Here is a 15,915-nt window from a genome sequence, read left to right on the forward strand (position 1 = left end):
GCCCAGGGCGTCGGCGGGGGTGCGGGAGGCGGCGTCGATGACGGCGGGGACGGGCAGGCCGAGGCCGATCATGTTGCGCACGGCCTGGTCCAGGGTGAGCGCGGAGCCGGCGATGGTGCCGTCGGCGTTGCGCGGGACGCCGTCCTCGCCGACGAGCACCGGGATGCCGGAGAGCACGTAGTCGCCGGGGGGCATGCCGGCGGCGGCGATGGCGTCGGTGACCAGGACGACGCGGCCGGGGGCGGCGCGGAAGATCAGGGTGCAGATCTCGGCGGCGACGTGGTGCAGGTCGGCGATCAGGCCCACCCGGTAACGCAGGTCGGCCAGGGCCGCGCCGGGCACGCCGGGCTCGCGGTGGGCCAGGCCGCGCTGGGCGTTGAAGATGTGCGTGACCAGGTTGGCCCCGGCGTCGGCGGCGGCCTCGACCTGCGCGGCGGTGGCGTCGGTGTGGCCGATGGAGACCGGCACGCCGGCCGCGGTCAGCCGGCGGATCGCCTCGAGCGCGCCGGGCAGTTCCGGGGCCAGGGTGAGCAGGGTCAGGATGTCGAAGCCGACCGCGCCGAGCAGCGCGTCGAGCGCCGCGGGGGTGGGCTCGGACAGGAACCTGGCCTCGTGCACGCCGTTCTTGAGCGGGGAGAGCCAGGGCCCTTCCAGGTGTACGCCGAGGATCCGCGCGTAGGGGCCGTCCTCCTGCCGGTCGCGCGCCTCGGTGGCCGTGTCCAGGCCGGCGATCAGGCGCTCGAGCGGCGCGGTGATCAGCGTGGGCTGGAACGAGGTCACCCCGGTGGCGGGCAGCGCGGCGGCCACCCGGTCCCAGTCGGCCTCCTCGGCCGCGGCGAAGTCCACCCCGAAGGCGCCGTTGATCTGGATGTCCACCAGACCCGCCGTGAGCACACCGTCATCGAGTACGATGTCTGCTTCGGGGTCGGCGTAGGGCTCGACGGTGGTGATGACCCGGTCATCGACGGTAACCGTGACCGGCCCGGTCAACTCTCCGTCGACGACCGCACGTCGCGCCGAGATCCTCACGCTTCCTCCAGATGAGCACCGGTGAACCAGCGCCCATTGTGGACTAGACCACTGAACGTTGTCCAGACCTCTCGTTACATTGGTCTGGACCAGTATCGGTCCTGGGAATCCGGTGCAGAACGGCGCATACACGGGCGAAGTCGGACTCGGTGAGGTCCGCCCGGGCGGTCAGGCGCAGCCGGGAGAGCCCGTCCGGCACCGACGGCGGGCGGAAACAGCCCACCCGCACCCCGTAGTCCGCGCACATCCGCGCCGCCGCCAGGGTCCGCTCGGCCCCGCCCAGCACCACCGAGGTGACCGCGCCGGACGGGGCGGTGGCCGCCAGCCCCGCCTCGGTGGCGATCTCGTGCAGCCGCAGCGCGTTCGCGTGCACCCGCTCGGCCAGCGCCGGCTCCTGGCGCAGCAGCTCGAGCGCGGCCCTGGCCCCGGCCACGCTCGCCGGCGCCAGCGCGGTGTCGAAGATGAAGCCGCGCGCGGTGTCGATCAGGTGGTCGATCACCGGCTGCGGGCCGAGCACGACGCCGCCCTGCGAGCCGAAGGACTTCGACAGGGTCACCGTGAGCACCACGTCCGGCGCGCCCGCCAGACCGGCCGCGTAGGCCCCGCCGCGCCCGCCCGGGCCGTGCACCCCCACCCCGTGCGCTTCGTCGATCAGCAGGGCCGCGCCGTGCCGCCGGCAGACCTCGGCCAGCTCGGCCAGCGGGGCCACGTCCCCGTCCACCGAGAAGACCGACTCGGTCAGCACATAGGCCCGGCGGTACGGCTTGGTCTCCCGCGCCGCCGTCAGCGCCCGGTCCACCGCCAGCGGGGAGCAGTGCTCGACTACCGCGCGCCTGGCGCCGGACAGGCGGCAGGCGTCGATGACGCTGGCGTGGTTGAGCGCGTCCGAGACCACCAGGTCCTCCGGCCCGGCCAGCGCCGTGACCAGGCCCAGGTTCGCCAGGTAGCCGGAGGAGAACACCAGCGCGGCCTCGGCGCCGAGGAACGCGGCGAGCTCCCGCTCGAAGCCGGTGTGCTCGGCCGTCGTGCCGGTCACCAGGCGCGACCCGGTCGAGCCCACGCCCCAGGTCTGCACCGCCGCCGTGGCGGCCGCTCGGACCCGGGGATGGCCGGACAGGCCCAGGTAGTCGTTTCCGGCCAGGTCCACGAGTGCGTGGTCGGCCTCGCGCGTCCACAGCCGGCGGCGCAGCCCGGCCGCCTCCCGATCGGCGGCCCGGGTGTCCAGCCAGTCCCACATGCCACCTGCGCAGCGGTCTTGTCGGTGCGCCACGTGGAGGGTGCGCACCGTGCCCGATGATTCGCTCGCAAGCTCGCTCATGGCAAGATCCTCCCGCACGATCGGAGATACTGGGCGCATGCCCTCGATGAACGATCTCGTGCGCGAGCAGACCGGCCTGCAGTCAGAAGACCTGGAATGGCTGCACCTGATCGTCGCGGACTGGCAGATCATGGCCGACCTCTCGTTCGCCGACCTGGTGCTGTGGGCGCCGACCGCGGACGAGACCCAGTACGTCGCGGTGGCCCAGATGCGGCCGAACACCGGACCCACCTCGTACATGGACGACCTCGTCGGCCACGTCGTGCCGCGCGGCCGCCGTCCGCTGCTCGACCAGGCCCTGGACGAGGGCCGGATCGTGCGCGAGGGCGACCCGGAGTGGCGCGAGGCGGTGCCGGTGCGGGTGGAGTCGATCCCGGTGCGCCGGGGCGACCGGGTGATCGCGGTGATCGCCCGCAACACCAACCTGCTCACCGCCCGCACCCCGAGCCGGCTGGAGCTGACCTACCTGCAGACCGCCTCGGACCTGGCCCAGATGATCGCGACCGGGCGCTTCCCGCTGCCCAACTCGCGCAGCCACCTCGACGCCATGCCGCGGGTGGGCGACGGCATGCTCCGGCTCGACGCGGACGGCTCGGTCACCTACGCCAGCCCCAACGCGGTCTCCGTCTTCCACCGGATGGGGCTGGCCAGCGAGCTGATCGGGGCGCACCTGGGCAAGCTGTGCGCGGCGCTGGCCGTGCCGAGTTCGGGGCCGACCGACGAGGCGCTGGCCGAGGCCGCCAGCGGGCGCAAGGCCAGGGACACCGAGTTCGCCAACGTGGCCGGCGCGGCCATGCGGCTGCGGGCGATCCCGCTCAACCCGGCGGGCGAGCGCATAGGCGCCCTGGTGCTGGTGCGCGACGTGACCGAGCTGCGCCGGCGCGACCGGGAGCTGATGACCAAGGACGCGACGATCCGGGAGATCCACCACCGGGTCAAGAACAACCTGCAGACGGTCGCGGCGCTGCTGCGGCTCCAGGCCCGGCGGCTGGACGAGCCGCGCGGCAAGGCGGCGCTGCACGAGGCGGTGCGCCGGGTCGGGTCGATCGCGATCGTGCACGAGACCCTGTCGCAGACCCTGGACGAACGGGTCGAGTTCGACGAGATCGCCGACCGGGTGCTGGCCATGGTGGCCGACTTCTCCGCCTCGGGTTCGACCACGAACACCTCGGGCGCGGTGGTGGCCGGCCAGGTGCGCCCGCGCCGGGTGGGCACCTTCGGCGTCCTGGACGCGCACATCGCCACGCCCCTGGCGATGGTGCTGACCGAGTTGCTGCAGAACGCCTTCGAGCACGGACTCGACGGCGGCGCCGACAGCCTGCTGGAAGTCACGGCTCTGCGTCAGAGCCGGAACCTGACCATCACCGTGGTCGACGACGGGCGCGGCCTGCCTGCTGGTTTCGACCCCGGCACGGCGGGGAATCTCGGACTTCAGATCGTGCGAACCCTGGTACAGGGCGAACTGAAGGGCAGTTTCGACATGCGAAATCGAGACGACGGGGGGACCATCGTCTCGATTGACTTGCCGTGTTCCTGACGGCTGGCATGCGCGTTCCTCCGGGGCGTTCGCGCGGCACGTCGTGAAGACGGCCGCGCCCGCGGGACGGGAAATGACCCTGTGCGAGAGGTGACGCCGATTCAGTTGTGGTCAGTGCCCTGTGAAATCGGGGCGTTCACGGGTACCTGCGCCGCGGATGCGGGCCGGCACAGTCGCGAGCGGCGGGGCCGCTCGTCGTCGGATTCTTCCTCAGGCCATGCGGGAACGGGCCCGGGCGGCGCGGCGCTTGAGGGCGCGACGCTCATCCTCGCTCATTCCACCCCAGACGCCGGCGTCCTGGCCGGACTCCAAGGCCCACTGGAGGCACTGGTCGATGACGTCGCAGCGGCGGCAAACCGCCTTGGCGTCTTCGATCTGCAGCAGTGCGGGCCCGGTGTTCCCGATGGGGAAGAAGAGCTCCGGGTCCTCGTCGCGGCACGCGGCGCGGTGACGCCAGTCGCTCATCGGTCCTACTCCTTCGTGAAAAAGTCTCAAGTGCGATTGTGAAAAGCGGTGCTTCGGGGGCGCCGTTCCGAAGGTGCCGGACGGCGCTGTCGTGCGGGTGGTGCGGGTCGCGCGCTGCGCCAAAACTTCGACGCTTCATAGAAACGCCGACGCCGTGTCATACGTTCCCGGTTCCCCAAGACGCTCTCCGGCCGGCGGCGTGGGCCGCGCGCAGCTGGGCGATCTTGTGAATGTGAACGCTTTCACGAGCATCGGCGTTCCCGTGGGCCGCAGGCAGAGCTTGCGGACCGGGGCAACGCACGGAGGCTGGTGGGCCGGAATCCCGAGGGTCTGTGTCCACGCTCGGCATTGAGCGATCACAGCCCACGTTTCAGGGCCGTGAACAAGCCTGTCAGGGACGATCGCGGAGCACAAGGGTTTCCGGGGAGTATTTTAAATTCTCAGGTGTCGGTTCGGTCACACCTTGTCTTCGAAGGTCACCGCGCTGGGCACGGCATGCGACTTCAAGGGCACGGTGAGACGTCGAACCGACCTCGAAGGCCGGCCGGTTTTCAACGCCTCCAGTACATCACGCGAACACGCGCAGCGCGGCCGGAACACTACGGAATGTCACACGTTCGCGTGGTCCGAGGTAGTCCCCGTCCACCTGGAAGGGCACCGGGCGGTGCGCGACCAGGGTGAGTTCCGGCAGGTCGTGGCGCAGTATCACGCCGCGGCCCTGGTGCAGTTTGGGAGAGCTGGCGATCAGTCGTCCCACCGCCGTCCAGACCGGGATGGTGCTCATGCTGGTCAGCCCGAACAGGTCGAGTCCGGTGTCGAACCCGGCCTCCGGGGTGGCCACGATCGGGCGGCTGCCCAGGTAGGTCCAGGGCGAGGTGTTGGCCAGGATCGCCATGAAAAGTTCAGGCAGCGCGCTGCCGTCCACCAGCTTCGCGGTGATCGGGGCGTTGCGCTTGTCGGTACGCCGGACGTACTCGCGCAGGGCCGAACGGACGTAGAGGGTGTGGGTGGATTTGCGTCCCTGCGCCCGGGCCCGCTCCACCTCGCCCACCACCGCGGCGTCGAAGCCGAAGCCGGCCGAGAAGGTGAAGTAGCGCTCCTGCGTCTCGTCGTCCGGGCGCACCGCGCCCAGCGAGACCAGCCGGGTGGCCTCGCCGGAGCGTCGCAGCATCCGCAGCAGCGCGCCGGTCGCCTCCACGGCGTGGTTCGGCAGGCCGAGCGCACGGGCGAAGACATTGGTCGAACCGCCCGGCACGATCGCCAGCCGCGGCCGGTCCAGCGGTCCCGAGCCGTGCGACATCAGACCGGTGACGGCCTCGTTCACGGTGCCGTCACCGCCGAACGCGATCACCACGTCCACACCCTCGGCCGCGGCCTCGGCGGCCAGATCCGCCGCGTGGCCGCGGTAGCGGGTGTGCTCCTCGGTCAGCTCCAGCTCCGAGGAGAGCGCGCCGACCAGCACCTCGAGGGTGCGCTCCGAGGAGGCGGTCGCCTTGGGATTCATGATGAGCAGACCGCGCGCCTGCTTGTCCGACATGCCCTTTAACGTACCCGCATCCTGTCGTATTACGTCGGCGGGCCCCGGCCGTCGGGCCGCGGGAGCGGCGATATACGCTCGGTACGTGTCCGCTCCCGCCACCCCCCGCCCGGCGACCGTCACCGGTGCCGCCGCCGCCACCGCGCTGCCCGGCGCGGCGCTGACCGTGTTCGGGATCGTCGAACTCTTCGACGGCCTGTTCGGCCACCCGCTCAGCCGCGCGATGGCCGCGACCCTCGCGGTGATCTACGTCCTGCTGGGCCTGGGGGTCATGCACGTGGCCCGCGGGCTACTCGGCTGCCACGCCTGGGCCCGTACGCCGTCCCTGATGACCCATCTGCTCATCGGCGGGGTGGCCTACTGGATGTTCCAGGGAGGTTACGACGTGGCCGCGGTGCTCTCGATCGCCTACGCGGTGGCCGGGATCGCGCTGCTGTTCGCCCCCGGCTCGCACAAGGTGCTCACCCGCTAGCCCGAAAAAGGCCGGCCTCCAGACTACGACGCGGCGCCCCGCACCCGATCCGGGTACGGGGCGCCGCGCGTCCGGTCCTACTCCTCCACCAGCAGCTTCTCCCGCAGCTGGGTCAGCGTGCGGGCGAGCAGCCGGGAGACGTGCATCTGCGAGATGCCGATCTCCTCGGCGATCTGAGACTGCGTCATGTTCCCGAAGAAGCGCAGCAGCAGGATCCGCTTCTCCCGGGCCGGGAGCTGCTCGAGCAGCGGCTTGAGCGACTCGCGGTACTCCACGCCCTCGAGCGCCTCGTCCTCGCTGCCGAGCGAGTCCGCCACCGCCGGGGACTCGTCGTCGCCCGACTCCGGCACGTCCAGCGAGAGGGTGGAGTAGGCGTTGGCCGACTCCAGGCCCTCGAGCACCTCCTCGTCGCTGATCCCGAGGTGCACCGCGAGCTCGCCCACCGTGGGGGAGCGGCCGTTGCGCTGGGACAGCTCGCTGGTCGCGGCGGTGAGCGAGAGCCGCAGCTCCTGCAGCCGGCGCGGCACGCGCACGGCCCAGCCCTTGTCCCTGAAGTGCCGCTTGATCTCGCCGATGATGGTCGGGGTGGCGTAGGTGGAGAACTCCACCCCGCGCAGCGGGTCGAACCGGTCCACCGACTTGATCAGGCCGATCGTGGCCACCTGGGTCAGGTCGTCGAGCGGCTCGCCGCGGTTGCGGAAGCGCCGGGCCAGGTGCTCGACCAGCGGCAGGTGCATCCGCACCAGACGGTCGCGCACCCCGGCCCTCGCCGGGTCCTGCGGGTCCATCTCGGACATCCGCTTGAACAGCTCGCGGGCCTCGGCGTGCGTGGCGGCCTGGGCGGCGCTGCGCGCGCTCTGGGTGGGCGTGCGCTGCGGGCCCACCTCGGGTGCCCGCGCCTCGGCCTCGCCCGGCGGTTCGGCGGGGCCCGGCGGATCTGTCGGCGTCGGCGGAGTCATCGGTCGCTGTGCGGTAGTCACGCTGCCGTCGTCTCCGTCCCGCCGCGCTGCTTGACCATGGTGATGGAGACCACGCGGTCCGCTCCGCCCGCGCTCGCCTCCACCTGTCCGGCCAGCGCGGTCAGGACCGTCCAGGCGAAGGTGTCCTTGGCCGGGGCCTTGCCGTCCGCCGTCGGAGCCGAGACGGTGATCGCCAGCTCCGCCGGGGCCAAGTCGAAACGGCAGGTCAGGCTGGTGTGCGGCAGATTGTGCTGGAGCAGCATCGCGCAGGCCTCGTCCACCGCGATCCGCAGGTCCTCGATCTCGTCCAGGGTGAAGTCCAGCCGCGCGGCAAGGCCGGCGGTGGCGGTGCGCAGTACGGACAGGTAGGCCCCGTCCGCCGGGATGCTCACCTCGACGAAGTCGTCCGGGGACAACACCGCGGTTCCTCCACTCGGGCCGCTTTCCGCTGTCGATCGCTGTTCCACTGTGCCTCCCACGCGCGTGACCGGGCCCGGACGTCGACGGCCGCACGCATCGTACGCGGTCGCCGCCGCTCCGTGAGTAGAAGTTACCCCGGACGGACCATCTGTGTCTCGCACCCACGCCCCGTACGGGTGCCGCGGTGGGGGCAGGACCGGGGTTTCGGGGCCCGGCGCGCTCGGCCGGGCCCCAGGTCGGAGCCGGAACGGCTCAGGCCTGCTTGGTCTCCCAGAAGATCTTGTCGATCTGGGCGATCAGGTCGAGCAGCTGCTGGCCGGTGGCCGGGTCGTTCGAACCCTTGGTGCCGCCCGCGCCCGCGGCCTTGACCGCGTCGTTGAACAGGGTGTGCAGCTGCGGGTACTTCTCAAAGTGCGGGGCCTTGAAGTAGTCACTCCACAGCACCTCGAGGTGGTGCTTGACCAGCTCGGACCGCTGCTCCTTGATCACCACGGCGCGAGCCCGGAACGCCGGGTCCTCGTTGCCCTGGTACTTCTCCTGGATCGCCTTGACCGACTCGGCCTCGATCCGGGCCTGCGCCGGGTCGTAGACCCCGCAGGGCAGGTCGCAGTGGGCTGAGGCCGTGGTCTTCGCGGCGAAGATGCGCATGGATGACTCCCTCTCACACGGAACGCTTGGTACGTCGAACCGAGCCTACTGCGCTCTGATTCCCGTCGCCCGGGTAGGTGTGATCTAGACTCGCCCGCATGAGCGCGGCGGAGCGGGAGTCCCGGCGCGCCGCGCGGCGCGCGGCGGGGCTGATCCCGTTGGGGCTGGCCGTGGTCGACGGCGCGTCGATGGTGCCGACCTACCGCGACGGTGACAGGCTGCTGGTGCGTTACGGCGCGCGGGTGCGTCCGGGTGACGCGGTGCTCGCGCGCGATCCCAGGCTCCCGGCCCGGATCCTGGTCAAGCGCGCGGCGCGGCGCGAGGACGGCGGCTGGTGGCTGCTGGCGGACAACCCCTACGCGCCCGGGGATTCGCGGCAGTTCGGCGCGGTCCCGGACGAGCTCGTACTCGCCCGGGTGCTGCTGCGGGTGCGCCGGGGCCGGCCGGAATAGCAGAAGGGCACATCCCCCGCGGGGATGTGCCCTGTCCGGTCGGCGCGGTCTCAGGCCGCGGCGGCGCCCGCGGTGGCCAGCGCGGCCTCCTTGCGGCGGGCGCGGTAGGCGGCCACGTTCGCCCGGGTCGCGCAGCGCTCCGAGCAGTAGCGGCGGGAGCGGTTGGTGGAGGTGTCGATGAACACGTCCCGGCACGGCGCGGCCTGGCACACCCCGAGCCGGTCCAGGCCCAGCTCGGTGGCCTGCACCGCCAGGCCCATGCACGCCTTCGCGGCGTACGCGGCCGAGGTGGTGGGCACGCCCTCGACCAGGTGCAGGTGCCAGTCGCAGTCGTCGTGGTTGGAGATGGCCGGGCGGATCGGGTAGAGCTCGAGCAGCTCGTTGAGCACGTCCACGGCCGCCTGCTGGGACCCGGCGTCGGCGGCGTCGAACACCTCGCGCAGCCGGTCGCGCAGCGTGCGCAGCTCCTGCACGTCGGCGTTGGTCAGCCGTCCGCACGCGCCCTGCTTGGACAGCAGTGCCCGGGCGTCCTCGACCGTGGTCAGGTCGTCCCGACGCCGATACGGGTCGGCAGTGTTGACCAGGTGGACGGCTCGGTCCGCGTAGGAGGCGAGTTCCATGGCTGTTGCCCCCTTGGGGAAGCAGTCGGTATCGGGTCTGCACCACGGTACGCGATGAACGCGTGCCCGGCGGCGATGTGCCATTACCGTACGCCACATCCTGGAGTTGGCAAGGGCACCGGGGGCGGTACCCCGCCGCGGGCGGCCCCGATGCGATGTAGCGGACGTCGCAGTCCGATAACCGTGACCCGGCGGCTGAACTGCCGCTAAGGTGGCCCCACCGTGTGCGGCGGTCCACCCTCGATTCGCCGTGCGCAGCCACACGATGGCGGTCACCCTCAGACCCTGATCGATGCCTCGACGCCGCGAACGCGGGGACATCTTGGACTACGCCGAAGGAAACTCCCTCTGATGCCTGGGCACACCTCCACCGCCACACCCCAGATCACCGTGAATCCCACCGCCGTCCCGCACCCGCACCGCGCCGAGGGCGAGGCCGAGTCGCCCGTCTTCGCCCTGCACCGCGGCGGCAAGATGCAGATCGCCTCGACCGTGCCGCTGCGCGACCGGGCCGACCTTTCCCTGGCCTACACCCCGGGCGTCGCCCAGGTGTGCACCGCCATCGCGGCCGAGCCCGAGCTGGCCCGGCTCTACACCTGGAAGTCGCACACGGTGGCCGTGGTCACCGACGGCACCGCCGTGCTCGGCCTCGGCGACATCGGCCCGCTGGCCGCGCTGCCCGTGATGGAGGGCAAGGCGGTGCTGTTCAAGCAGTTCGGCGGCGTGGACGCGGTCCCGATCTGCCTCGACTGCACCGACACCGACGAGCTGGTCGAGACGATCGTGCGGCTCGCGCCGGCCTTCGGCGGGATCAACCTCGAGGACATCTCCGCCCCGCGCTGCTTCGAGATCGAGCGCCGGCTGCGCGAGCGGCTCGACATCCCGGTCTTCCACGACGACCAGCACGGCACCGCGATCGTGCTGCTGGCCGCGCTGCGCAACGCGGCGAAGGTGACCGGCCGCACCCTCGGCGAGCTGCGCGCGGTGATCTCCGGCGCCGGCGCGGCGGGCGTGGCCATCGCCAAGATCCTGGTGAACGCGGGGATCGGGGACGTGGCCGTGGCCGACTCGCGCGGGATCGTGCACGCCGGGCGCACCGACCTGACCCCGGTCAAGCAGGAGCTGGCCCAGCTGACCAACCGCGCCGGGCTGACCGGCACGCTCGAGCAGGCGCTGGCCGGGGCGGACGTGTTCATCGGCGTCTCGGCCGGGACCGTGCCGGAGTCCGCGGTGGCCACGATGGCGCCGGACTGCATCATCGCGGCGATGGCCAACCCGGACCCGGAGATCCACCCGGACGTCGCGCGCAAGTACGCGGCGGTGGTGGCCACCGGCCGGTCCGACTTCCCGAACCAGGTCAACAACGTGCTCGCCTTCCCCGGGGTGTTCGCCGGGGCGCTGGCGGCCGGGGCGCGGCAGATCACCGAGGAGATGAAGCTGGCCGCGGCCGACGCGCTCGCCGCGATCGTGGCCGACGAGCTGAGCCCCGAGCACGTCATCCCCTCGCCGTTCGACCCCCGGGTGGCCCCGGCGGTCGCGGCGGCGGTGGCGGCGGCCGCGCACGCGGCGGAAGGCGTCGCGCAGGCCTGACTCACCTCGCCGGCTCGCCGGTGCGCCGAGGGAGCGTTCGAAAGCCGTCGCGGGTCCGCGCCGACTTTCGAGCGCTCCCTGGTTACCGAAGAGTAGGGTGCGTGGCATGTACGCGGTGTATGCACAGAGCATCGAGAAGGACGAGCCGCTCAAGGGCCTCGGCACCGGTTCCCAGCCGGAGCCCGCGGAGCTCGCCGCCCGTCCCGGCTGGACCACCGTCGCGGTGAAGGCGGCCGCGCTCAACCACCACGACCTGTGGTCCCTGCGCGGGGTCGGGCTGCCGGCCGAACGGCTGCCGATGATCCTCGGCTGCGACGGCGCGGGCGTGGACGAGGAGGGCAACGAGGTCGTCGTGCACGCGGTGATCGGCGAGCAGGGCCGGGGCGTGCCGGAGGGCGAGCGGCACTCGATCCTGACGGAGTGTTACCCGGGCACCTTCGCCGAGCGGATCGCGGTGCCGCGGTGGAACCTGCTGCCCAAGCCCGCCTCGCTCAGCTTCGCCGAGGCGGCCTGCCTGCCCACGGCCTGGCTGACGGCCTATCGGATGCTGTCCTACCCCAAGTCCGGGCTGCGTCCCGGCGACACCGTCCTGGTGCAGGGCGCGGGCGGCGGCGTGGCCACGGCGGCGATCGTGCTGGCCCGGGCGGCGGGGCTGCGGGTGTGGGCCACCTCCCGGTCCGAGGCCAAGCGGGCCCGCGCGGTGGAGCTCGGCGCGCACGAGGCCTTCGAGTCCGGCGCCCGGCTGCCCGAGCGGGTGGACGCGGTGCTCGAGACCGTCGGCGCGGCCACCTGGGAGCACTCGGTGGCCTCGGTGCGCGAGGAGGGCGCGATCGTGATCTCCGGCGCCACCTCGGGCCCGAACCCGCGCGCCGCGCTGACCCGGATCTTCTTCCACCAGCTGCGTGTGGTCGGCTCCACCATGGGCACCCGCGACGAACTGGCCGCGCTGCTGCGCTTCTGCGAGACCGCCGGGGTGCGCCCGGTGATCGACAGCGAGCTGCCGCTGCGCGAGGGCGCCGCCGAGGGCTTCGCCAAGATGGAGGCCGGCGCGGTGATGGGCAAGATCGTCTTCACGCTCTGAGTCGGGCTCTTTCGAGCTCTGAGACGGCTGCGGCGGCGCGGCCCTTGCGCGCCGCCGCATCGCCCGGTGCGTTCTACGGCTTGCCGCCGAAGCTGACCGTGCTCGGCAGGTCGGAGCAGATGTTCTCGTCCCCGGACCGGCTCTCGGCGCTGATCGAGGCGTTCGGCACGGGCGTGGCGGCGCCGCTCGCGTCCGGGCTTGCCGCGGCGGCGGCGGGCAGGCCGTCGGCTGACGCGGTGTCGGCCGGGCTGCCCGGGCCCGCGCCGCCGACCGGCTGGGTGACCAGCGAGGTCGGCGGGTTCAGGCCGATCACCAGGGTCAGCGCGTGCACCGACGCGCTCTGCACCGGCCGCACCGCCCCGGTGCCGCCGAAGTGGGCGGCCAGGTTCTCCGCCCGGGCCCGCTGGCCGGTCGGGTAGAGCACCTCGGTCCGGGCCGCGGCGCCGATCGGCGAGCCCTCGCCCACGTTCGCCGTCACTCCCAGGGCGCTGAGGTTCTCCGAGGCGTACAGGGCCAGGTGCGGCACCTGGGTGCCGTTGTAGACGTCCACCTCGGTCCCGGTCATCGGCAGCGTCGGCGCGGCCGGGGCGGACGTGGCGGCGGCGCTCGGCGCGGTGCCGAAGGAGCGGGCGGCGTTGGACCCGGGCAGCGGCGTGTCCTGCCGCAGGTCCGCCCAGGCCTCGTCGAAGCCGGCTCCGGGGATGACGCGGTTCTGATTCGTCGGGTCGAAGTCGTAGGGCACCGTGATGAACTGGATGTAGTGGCTCTGCAGGCTCTGCACACTGCCGGCCAGCCCCACCATCGCGTCGATGGAGTCAAGGCCGGTGTCCACGGTCAGGTTGCTGGTGACGGCGTTGGCGATGCGGTAGAGCGTGATCGGGTCGCCCAGCGTGCCCGCCCCGGCCAGCTTGTTGAAAAGCGAGGAGACGAACATCTGCTGCATCCGGATCCGGTTGAGGTCGGTGCCGTCGGCCAGCCCGTGCCGGTCCCGGACGAAGGCGAGCGACTGCGCGCCGCTGATCGTGTGCAGGCCGGGGCCGAGCACCAGGCCGCTGTAGTCGGGGTCGTTGATGCCCGGCGGCGGCACGCACACGGTGACCCCGCCCACGGCCGCGGTCAGCGACTGGAAGGCGTTGAAGTTGATCTCCACGAAGTGGTCGATCCGGATCCCGGTCATCTGCTCGACCGTGGCCACCGCGCAGGTCGGGCCGCCCAGGTTCATCGCCAGGTCGAACATCGCGGCGGAGGCGGCCGGGACGGCCTGGGTGGGATCGAGCCGGCCCTGGCACTGCGGCCGCGGCACCACCAGGTCGCGCGGGATGGACACGACTGTCGCCCACTTCCGCTCGGCGCTGATGTGCACCAGCATCGCCGTGTCGGAGATGTCCGTGCCGAGCTTGCTCGAGTTGCCCAGATGCAGGCCGTGCTGGCCGTCGCGGGTCTGCGAGCCGAGCAGCAGGATGTTCTCCGGCACGTTGCCCCAGCGGTCCGCGCGGGCGGCGGCCGGCCGGTTCGCCAGCCCGGCCAGGCTCTCCGTGGCGACCTGGCCGAACAGGTGGTTGTAGGCGTAGGTGCCGAGCCCGGCCACGCCCAGCACGATGGCCGCGCACAGGCCCGTGGTGATCCGCAGGACCTGCCTGCGCCGCTTGCGCGGGTGCTGGATCCGCGCCACCTTGACCGCGGCCCGGCGCCGGGCGCCGCCGTGCGGGTCGAGCTCGGCGAGGTCCACGTCCTCGTTCACGTGCCAGGCCTCGCGCTCCCCGAGCGGGGAGCCGTAGAGCGGCGCACGCGGGCGTCCGGACGGCCGCGTCGGGCGCGTCGGGCGGGCTGCGCGGGCCGGACGGGCCGCACGGGGGACGCGGGGCGTACGGGGCACCGTGGGGCTCGCCCACGGCCGCTGGGCGGGGAAGCGGACCGACCCGTAGGCGGCGGGCTCGGCCGCCTCGTCCGGCCCGTCCGGCTCCGTCTCCAGCTCGGTCCGGCCCGGCCCAGGGCCGGGCTCGCCGCCCGGCTCCTGCGGCGGGCGCCACAGGTCCTCCGGCTGCTCCCGCGGGTAGCCGCGAACTCCGTCCATACGCTCTCGCCCTCCTTGTCCCAGACCTTGCCCGGCTGCCCCGACAAGCCCTCGACGCGACGCGCCGCAGACTCGGTTGCACCGAGGGTAGCGATAGCGTCGACGTGGAGTGACGGACTGATCGGACTTGTGATCTTCTGGAAACCGAAGGGAGCGCCGTTCCCGGAAGGGTGGTGACCGGTGCCGCGCCGAGTGCGACCCGAGGCGGGGTGGCTGGCCGAGGCCGCCCGCACCAATCTCTGGCTGGTGCCGAGCTGCGCCACGCTCGGCGCCGCGGCCCTGTTCGCCGTCACCCGATCGATCGATTCCGTGGCGTACGACCACCGCTGGCAGCTGCCGTCCTGGATCATCGCCGGCAGCGCGGACGGGGCCAGGCAGATCCTCACCACGCTGGCCGCCGCGCTCATCACGGTGGTGGGCGTGGTCTTCTCGATCATCCTGGTCGCGCTCACCCTGAACTCGACCCAGTTCGGCCCGCGGATGCTGCGCAACTTCGTCCGGGACCGCGGCACCCAGTGGACGCTCGGCTCGTTCGTCGCCACCTTCGTCTACGCGATGCTCTCGCTCGCGGCCATCGGCGGCGGCTCGCACGGCGCCTTCGTGCCGCACATCTCGATCACGGTCGTGCTCGCGCTCACCCTCGTCGACGTCGGGGTGCTGATCTACTTCATCCACCACGTCGCCGTGATGATCCAGCTGCCGCAGGTCATCGCGAGCATCGCGCGCGACCTGGCCGCGGCGGTGGAGCACGAGACGGACGGCAGCCGCGGGCACGACGGTCGCGGCCGGATCGACGGCGGCCCTGAGCTCGACCTGCTGCACGACATGATGGAGCGCGGCGGGGGAGTGGTCCCGGCGCCGGACAGCGGCTACCTCCAGTTCGTCCGGCGGGACCGGCTGGTCGAGCTCGCCGAGCGCTTCGACGCCGTGATCAAGCTGCACCACCGGCCGGGGCACTTCGTGGTGCGCGGCCACCCGTTCCTGACCGTATGGCCGGCCGACGCCGCGCCCGCGGTGGAACGGTGGGTGCGCACCTCGCACATCACCGGCCCGTACCGCACCCTGACCCAGGACGTGGCCTTCGCGGTGGACCAGCTGGTGGAGATCGCGATCAGGGCCCTTTCGGCCGCGGTCAACGACACCTTCACCGCGCTGACCTGCATCGACTGGCTGGGCGAGAGCCTGTGCCGGATCGCCCGCGACTGGGACCCCGATCCGATCCGGCGCGACGAGCGCGGCGTGGTGCGGCTGATCAGCGCCCCGATCTCGTACGAGCGGCTGATCCAGCGCGCCTTCGAGAAGATCCGCCAGGCCTCCGCCGGGATGCCCGCCGTGCTCATCCGCCAGCTCGACGCCATCACGCTCATCAGCCGCTCGACCCACCGCCCCGAGCGCCTGCCGGTGCTGCTCGCCCAGGCCGAGATGATCCACCGGCTGGCCGTGGAGAGCGTGGCCGAGCCGGCCGACCTCGCCGACATCAACACCGTCTACCGGGAGCTGCTCGAGCTGCACCGCTGAGCGGGGTGCCGGCGGGCGGTGCGCGGCGGCCGTCACAGGACCCGTATGAATCGTATGAATCGCGCGAGGATTCGCGCCGACTCCTTTACCCGCGCACCCGGACGGCGCACCGTAGCGCCGTGAAGCCTGAGGGACGGGGACGGGGGCGGGCGCGGTGAGCGCGGTGCTGGAGCAGGACAGGCGCGGGGCGTGGAG

15 protein-coding genes are annotated in these 15,915 nt (G+C 72.4%); 6 read left to right on the forward strand and 9 right to left on the reverse strand.

Translation table 11 applies throughout. The annotated features are described in order from the left end of the window. Together nagA and KDL01_RS29610 are read right to left on the reverse strand one after the other, a co-directional pair. On the reverse strand, positions 1–1,029 hold a 1,029-nt coding region (gene nagA / locus KDL01_RS29605; RefSeq protein ID WP_307846674.1), incomplete at its 3' end, for an N-acetylglucosamine-6-phosphate deacetylase. 43 nt (positions 1,030–1,072) lie between these two features. After that, positions 1,073–2,266, reverse strand: a complete 1,194-nt coding sequence (locus KDL01_RS29610) for an 8-amino-7-oxononanoate synthase (RefSeq protein ID WP_368861674.1) — start codon at positions 2,264–2,266, stop codon at positions 1,073–1,075. A gap of 118 nt (positions 2,267–2,384) precedes the next feature. On the opposite strand from KDL01_RS29610, the gene KDL01_RS29615 reads away from it, so the two are divergent. Next, positions 2,385–3,884, forward strand: coding sequence for a PAS domain-containing sensor histidine kinase (locus KDL01_RS29615; RefSeq protein WP_246577185.1), 1,500 nt, complete (start codon positions 2,385–2,387; stop codon positions 3,882–3,884). Between the two features lie 210 nt (positions 3,885–4,094). Here KDL01_RS29615 and KDL01_RS29620 read toward each other — a convergent pair whose 3' ends face one another. Further along, the gene (locus KDL01_RS29620; RefSeq protein WP_034265110.1) at positions 4,095–4,349 is read right to left on the reverse strand and encodes a WhiB family transcriptional regulator; all 255 of its coding nucleotides are present in this window, start codon (positions 4,347–4,349) and stop codon (positions 4,095–4,097) included. 568 nt (positions 4,350–4,917) lie between these two features. Next, on the reverse strand, positions 4,918–5,886 hold the full coding sequence (locus tag KDL01_RS29625; protein WP_212531941.1) for a diacylglycerol/lipid kinase family protein: 969 nt from the start codon (positions 5,884–5,886) through the stop codon (positions 4,918–4,920). 85 nt (positions 5,887–5,971) lie between these two features. Between KDL01_RS29625 and KDL01_RS29630 the strand changes: the two genes are divergently transcribed. Further along, a complete protein-coding gene (locus KDL01_RS29630) occupies positions 5,972–6,358 on the forward strand; it encodes a hypothetical protein (RefSeq protein WP_212531942.1) in 387 nt (128 codons plus the stop codon). A 77-nt stretch (positions 6,359–6,435) separates the two neighbouring features. On the opposite strand, the gene KDL01_RS29635 is transcribed toward KDL01_RS29630, so the two are convergent. The 3 genes from KDL01_RS29635 to sodN form a co-directional block, all read right to left on the reverse strand. Beyond that, positions 6,436–7,317, reverse strand: a complete 882-nt coding sequence (locus tag KDL01_RS29635) for an RNA polymerase sigma factor SigF (RefSeq protein WP_212531943.1) — start codon at positions 7,315–7,317, stop codon at positions 6,436–6,438. Positions 7,318–7,334: 17 nt separating this feature from the next. Continuing rightward, a complete protein-coding gene (locus KDL01_RS29640; protein WP_212531944.1) occupies positions 7,335–7,736 on the reverse strand; it encodes an ATP-binding protein in 402 nt (133 codons plus the stop codon). A 253-nt stretch (positions 7,737–7,989) separates the two neighbouring features. Continuing rightward, on the reverse strand, positions 7,990–8,385 hold the full coding sequence (gene sodN / locus KDL01_RS29645) for a superoxide dismutase, Ni (protein ID WP_212531945.1): 396 nt from the start codon (positions 8,383–8,385) through the stop codon (positions 7,990–7,992). 98 nt (positions 8,386–8,483) lie between these two features. On the opposite strand from sodN, the gene sodX reads away from it, so the two are divergent. Next, positions 8,484–8,837 (forward strand): nickel-type superoxide dismutase maturation protease, encoded by a 354-nt coding sequence (gene sodX, locus KDL01_RS29650; protein ID WP_212531946.1) that lies wholly within the window; start codon positions 8,484–8,486, stop codon positions 8,835–8,837. A gap of 50 nt (positions 8,838–8,887) precedes the next feature. Here sodX and KDL01_RS29655 read toward each other — a convergent pair whose 3' ends face one another. Beyond that, positions 8,888–9,457 carry a CGNR zinc finger domain-containing protein gene (locus KDL01_RS29655; RefSeq protein WP_212531947.1) on the reverse strand — a complete coding sequence of 190 codons (570 nt, stop codon included), beginning with the start codon at positions 9,455–9,457 and terminating at the stop codon, positions 8,888–8,890. A gap of 351 nt (positions 9,458–9,808) precedes the next feature. Between KDL01_RS29655 and KDL01_RS29660 the strand changes: the two genes are divergently transcribed. Further along, entirely contained in the window at positions 9,809–11,047 is a 1,239-nt protein-coding gene (locus KDL01_RS29660) for an NAD(P)-dependent malic enzyme (protein WP_212531948.1), read from the forward strand. A gap of 106 nt (positions 11,048–11,153) precedes the next feature. Next, positions 11,154–12,128 (forward strand): zinc-binding dehydrogenase, encoded by a 975-nt coding sequence (locus tag KDL01_RS29665; protein ID WP_212531949.1) that lies wholly within the window; start codon positions 11,154–11,156, stop codon positions 12,126–12,128. Positions 12,129–12,201: 73 nt separating this feature from the next. Here KDL01_RS29665 and KDL01_RS29670 read toward each other — a convergent pair whose 3' ends face one another. Beyond that, the gene (locus tag KDL01_RS29670; RefSeq protein ID WP_212531950.1) at positions 12,202–14,202 is read right to left on the reverse strand and encodes an LCP family protein; all 2,001 of its coding nucleotides are present in this window, start codon (positions 14,200–14,202) and stop codon (positions 12,202–12,204) included. 180 nt (positions 14,203–14,382) lie between these two features. On the opposite strand from KDL01_RS29670, the gene KDL01_RS29675 reads away from it, so the two are divergent. Further along, the gene (locus tag KDL01_RS29675; protein WP_212531951.1) at positions 14,383–15,720 is read left to right on the forward strand and encodes a DUF2254 domain-containing protein; all 1,338 of its coding nucleotides are present in this window, start codon (positions 14,383–14,385) and stop codon (positions 15,718–15,720) included. The last annotated feature ends 195 nt before the right edge of the window (positions 15,721–15,915 follow it).

The organism is Actinospica durhamensis (genome assembly GCF_018139695.1).
GTDB classification, from domain to species: Bacteria; Actinomycetota; Actinomycetes; order Streptomycetales; family Catenulisporaceae; genus Actinospica; species Actinospica durhamensis.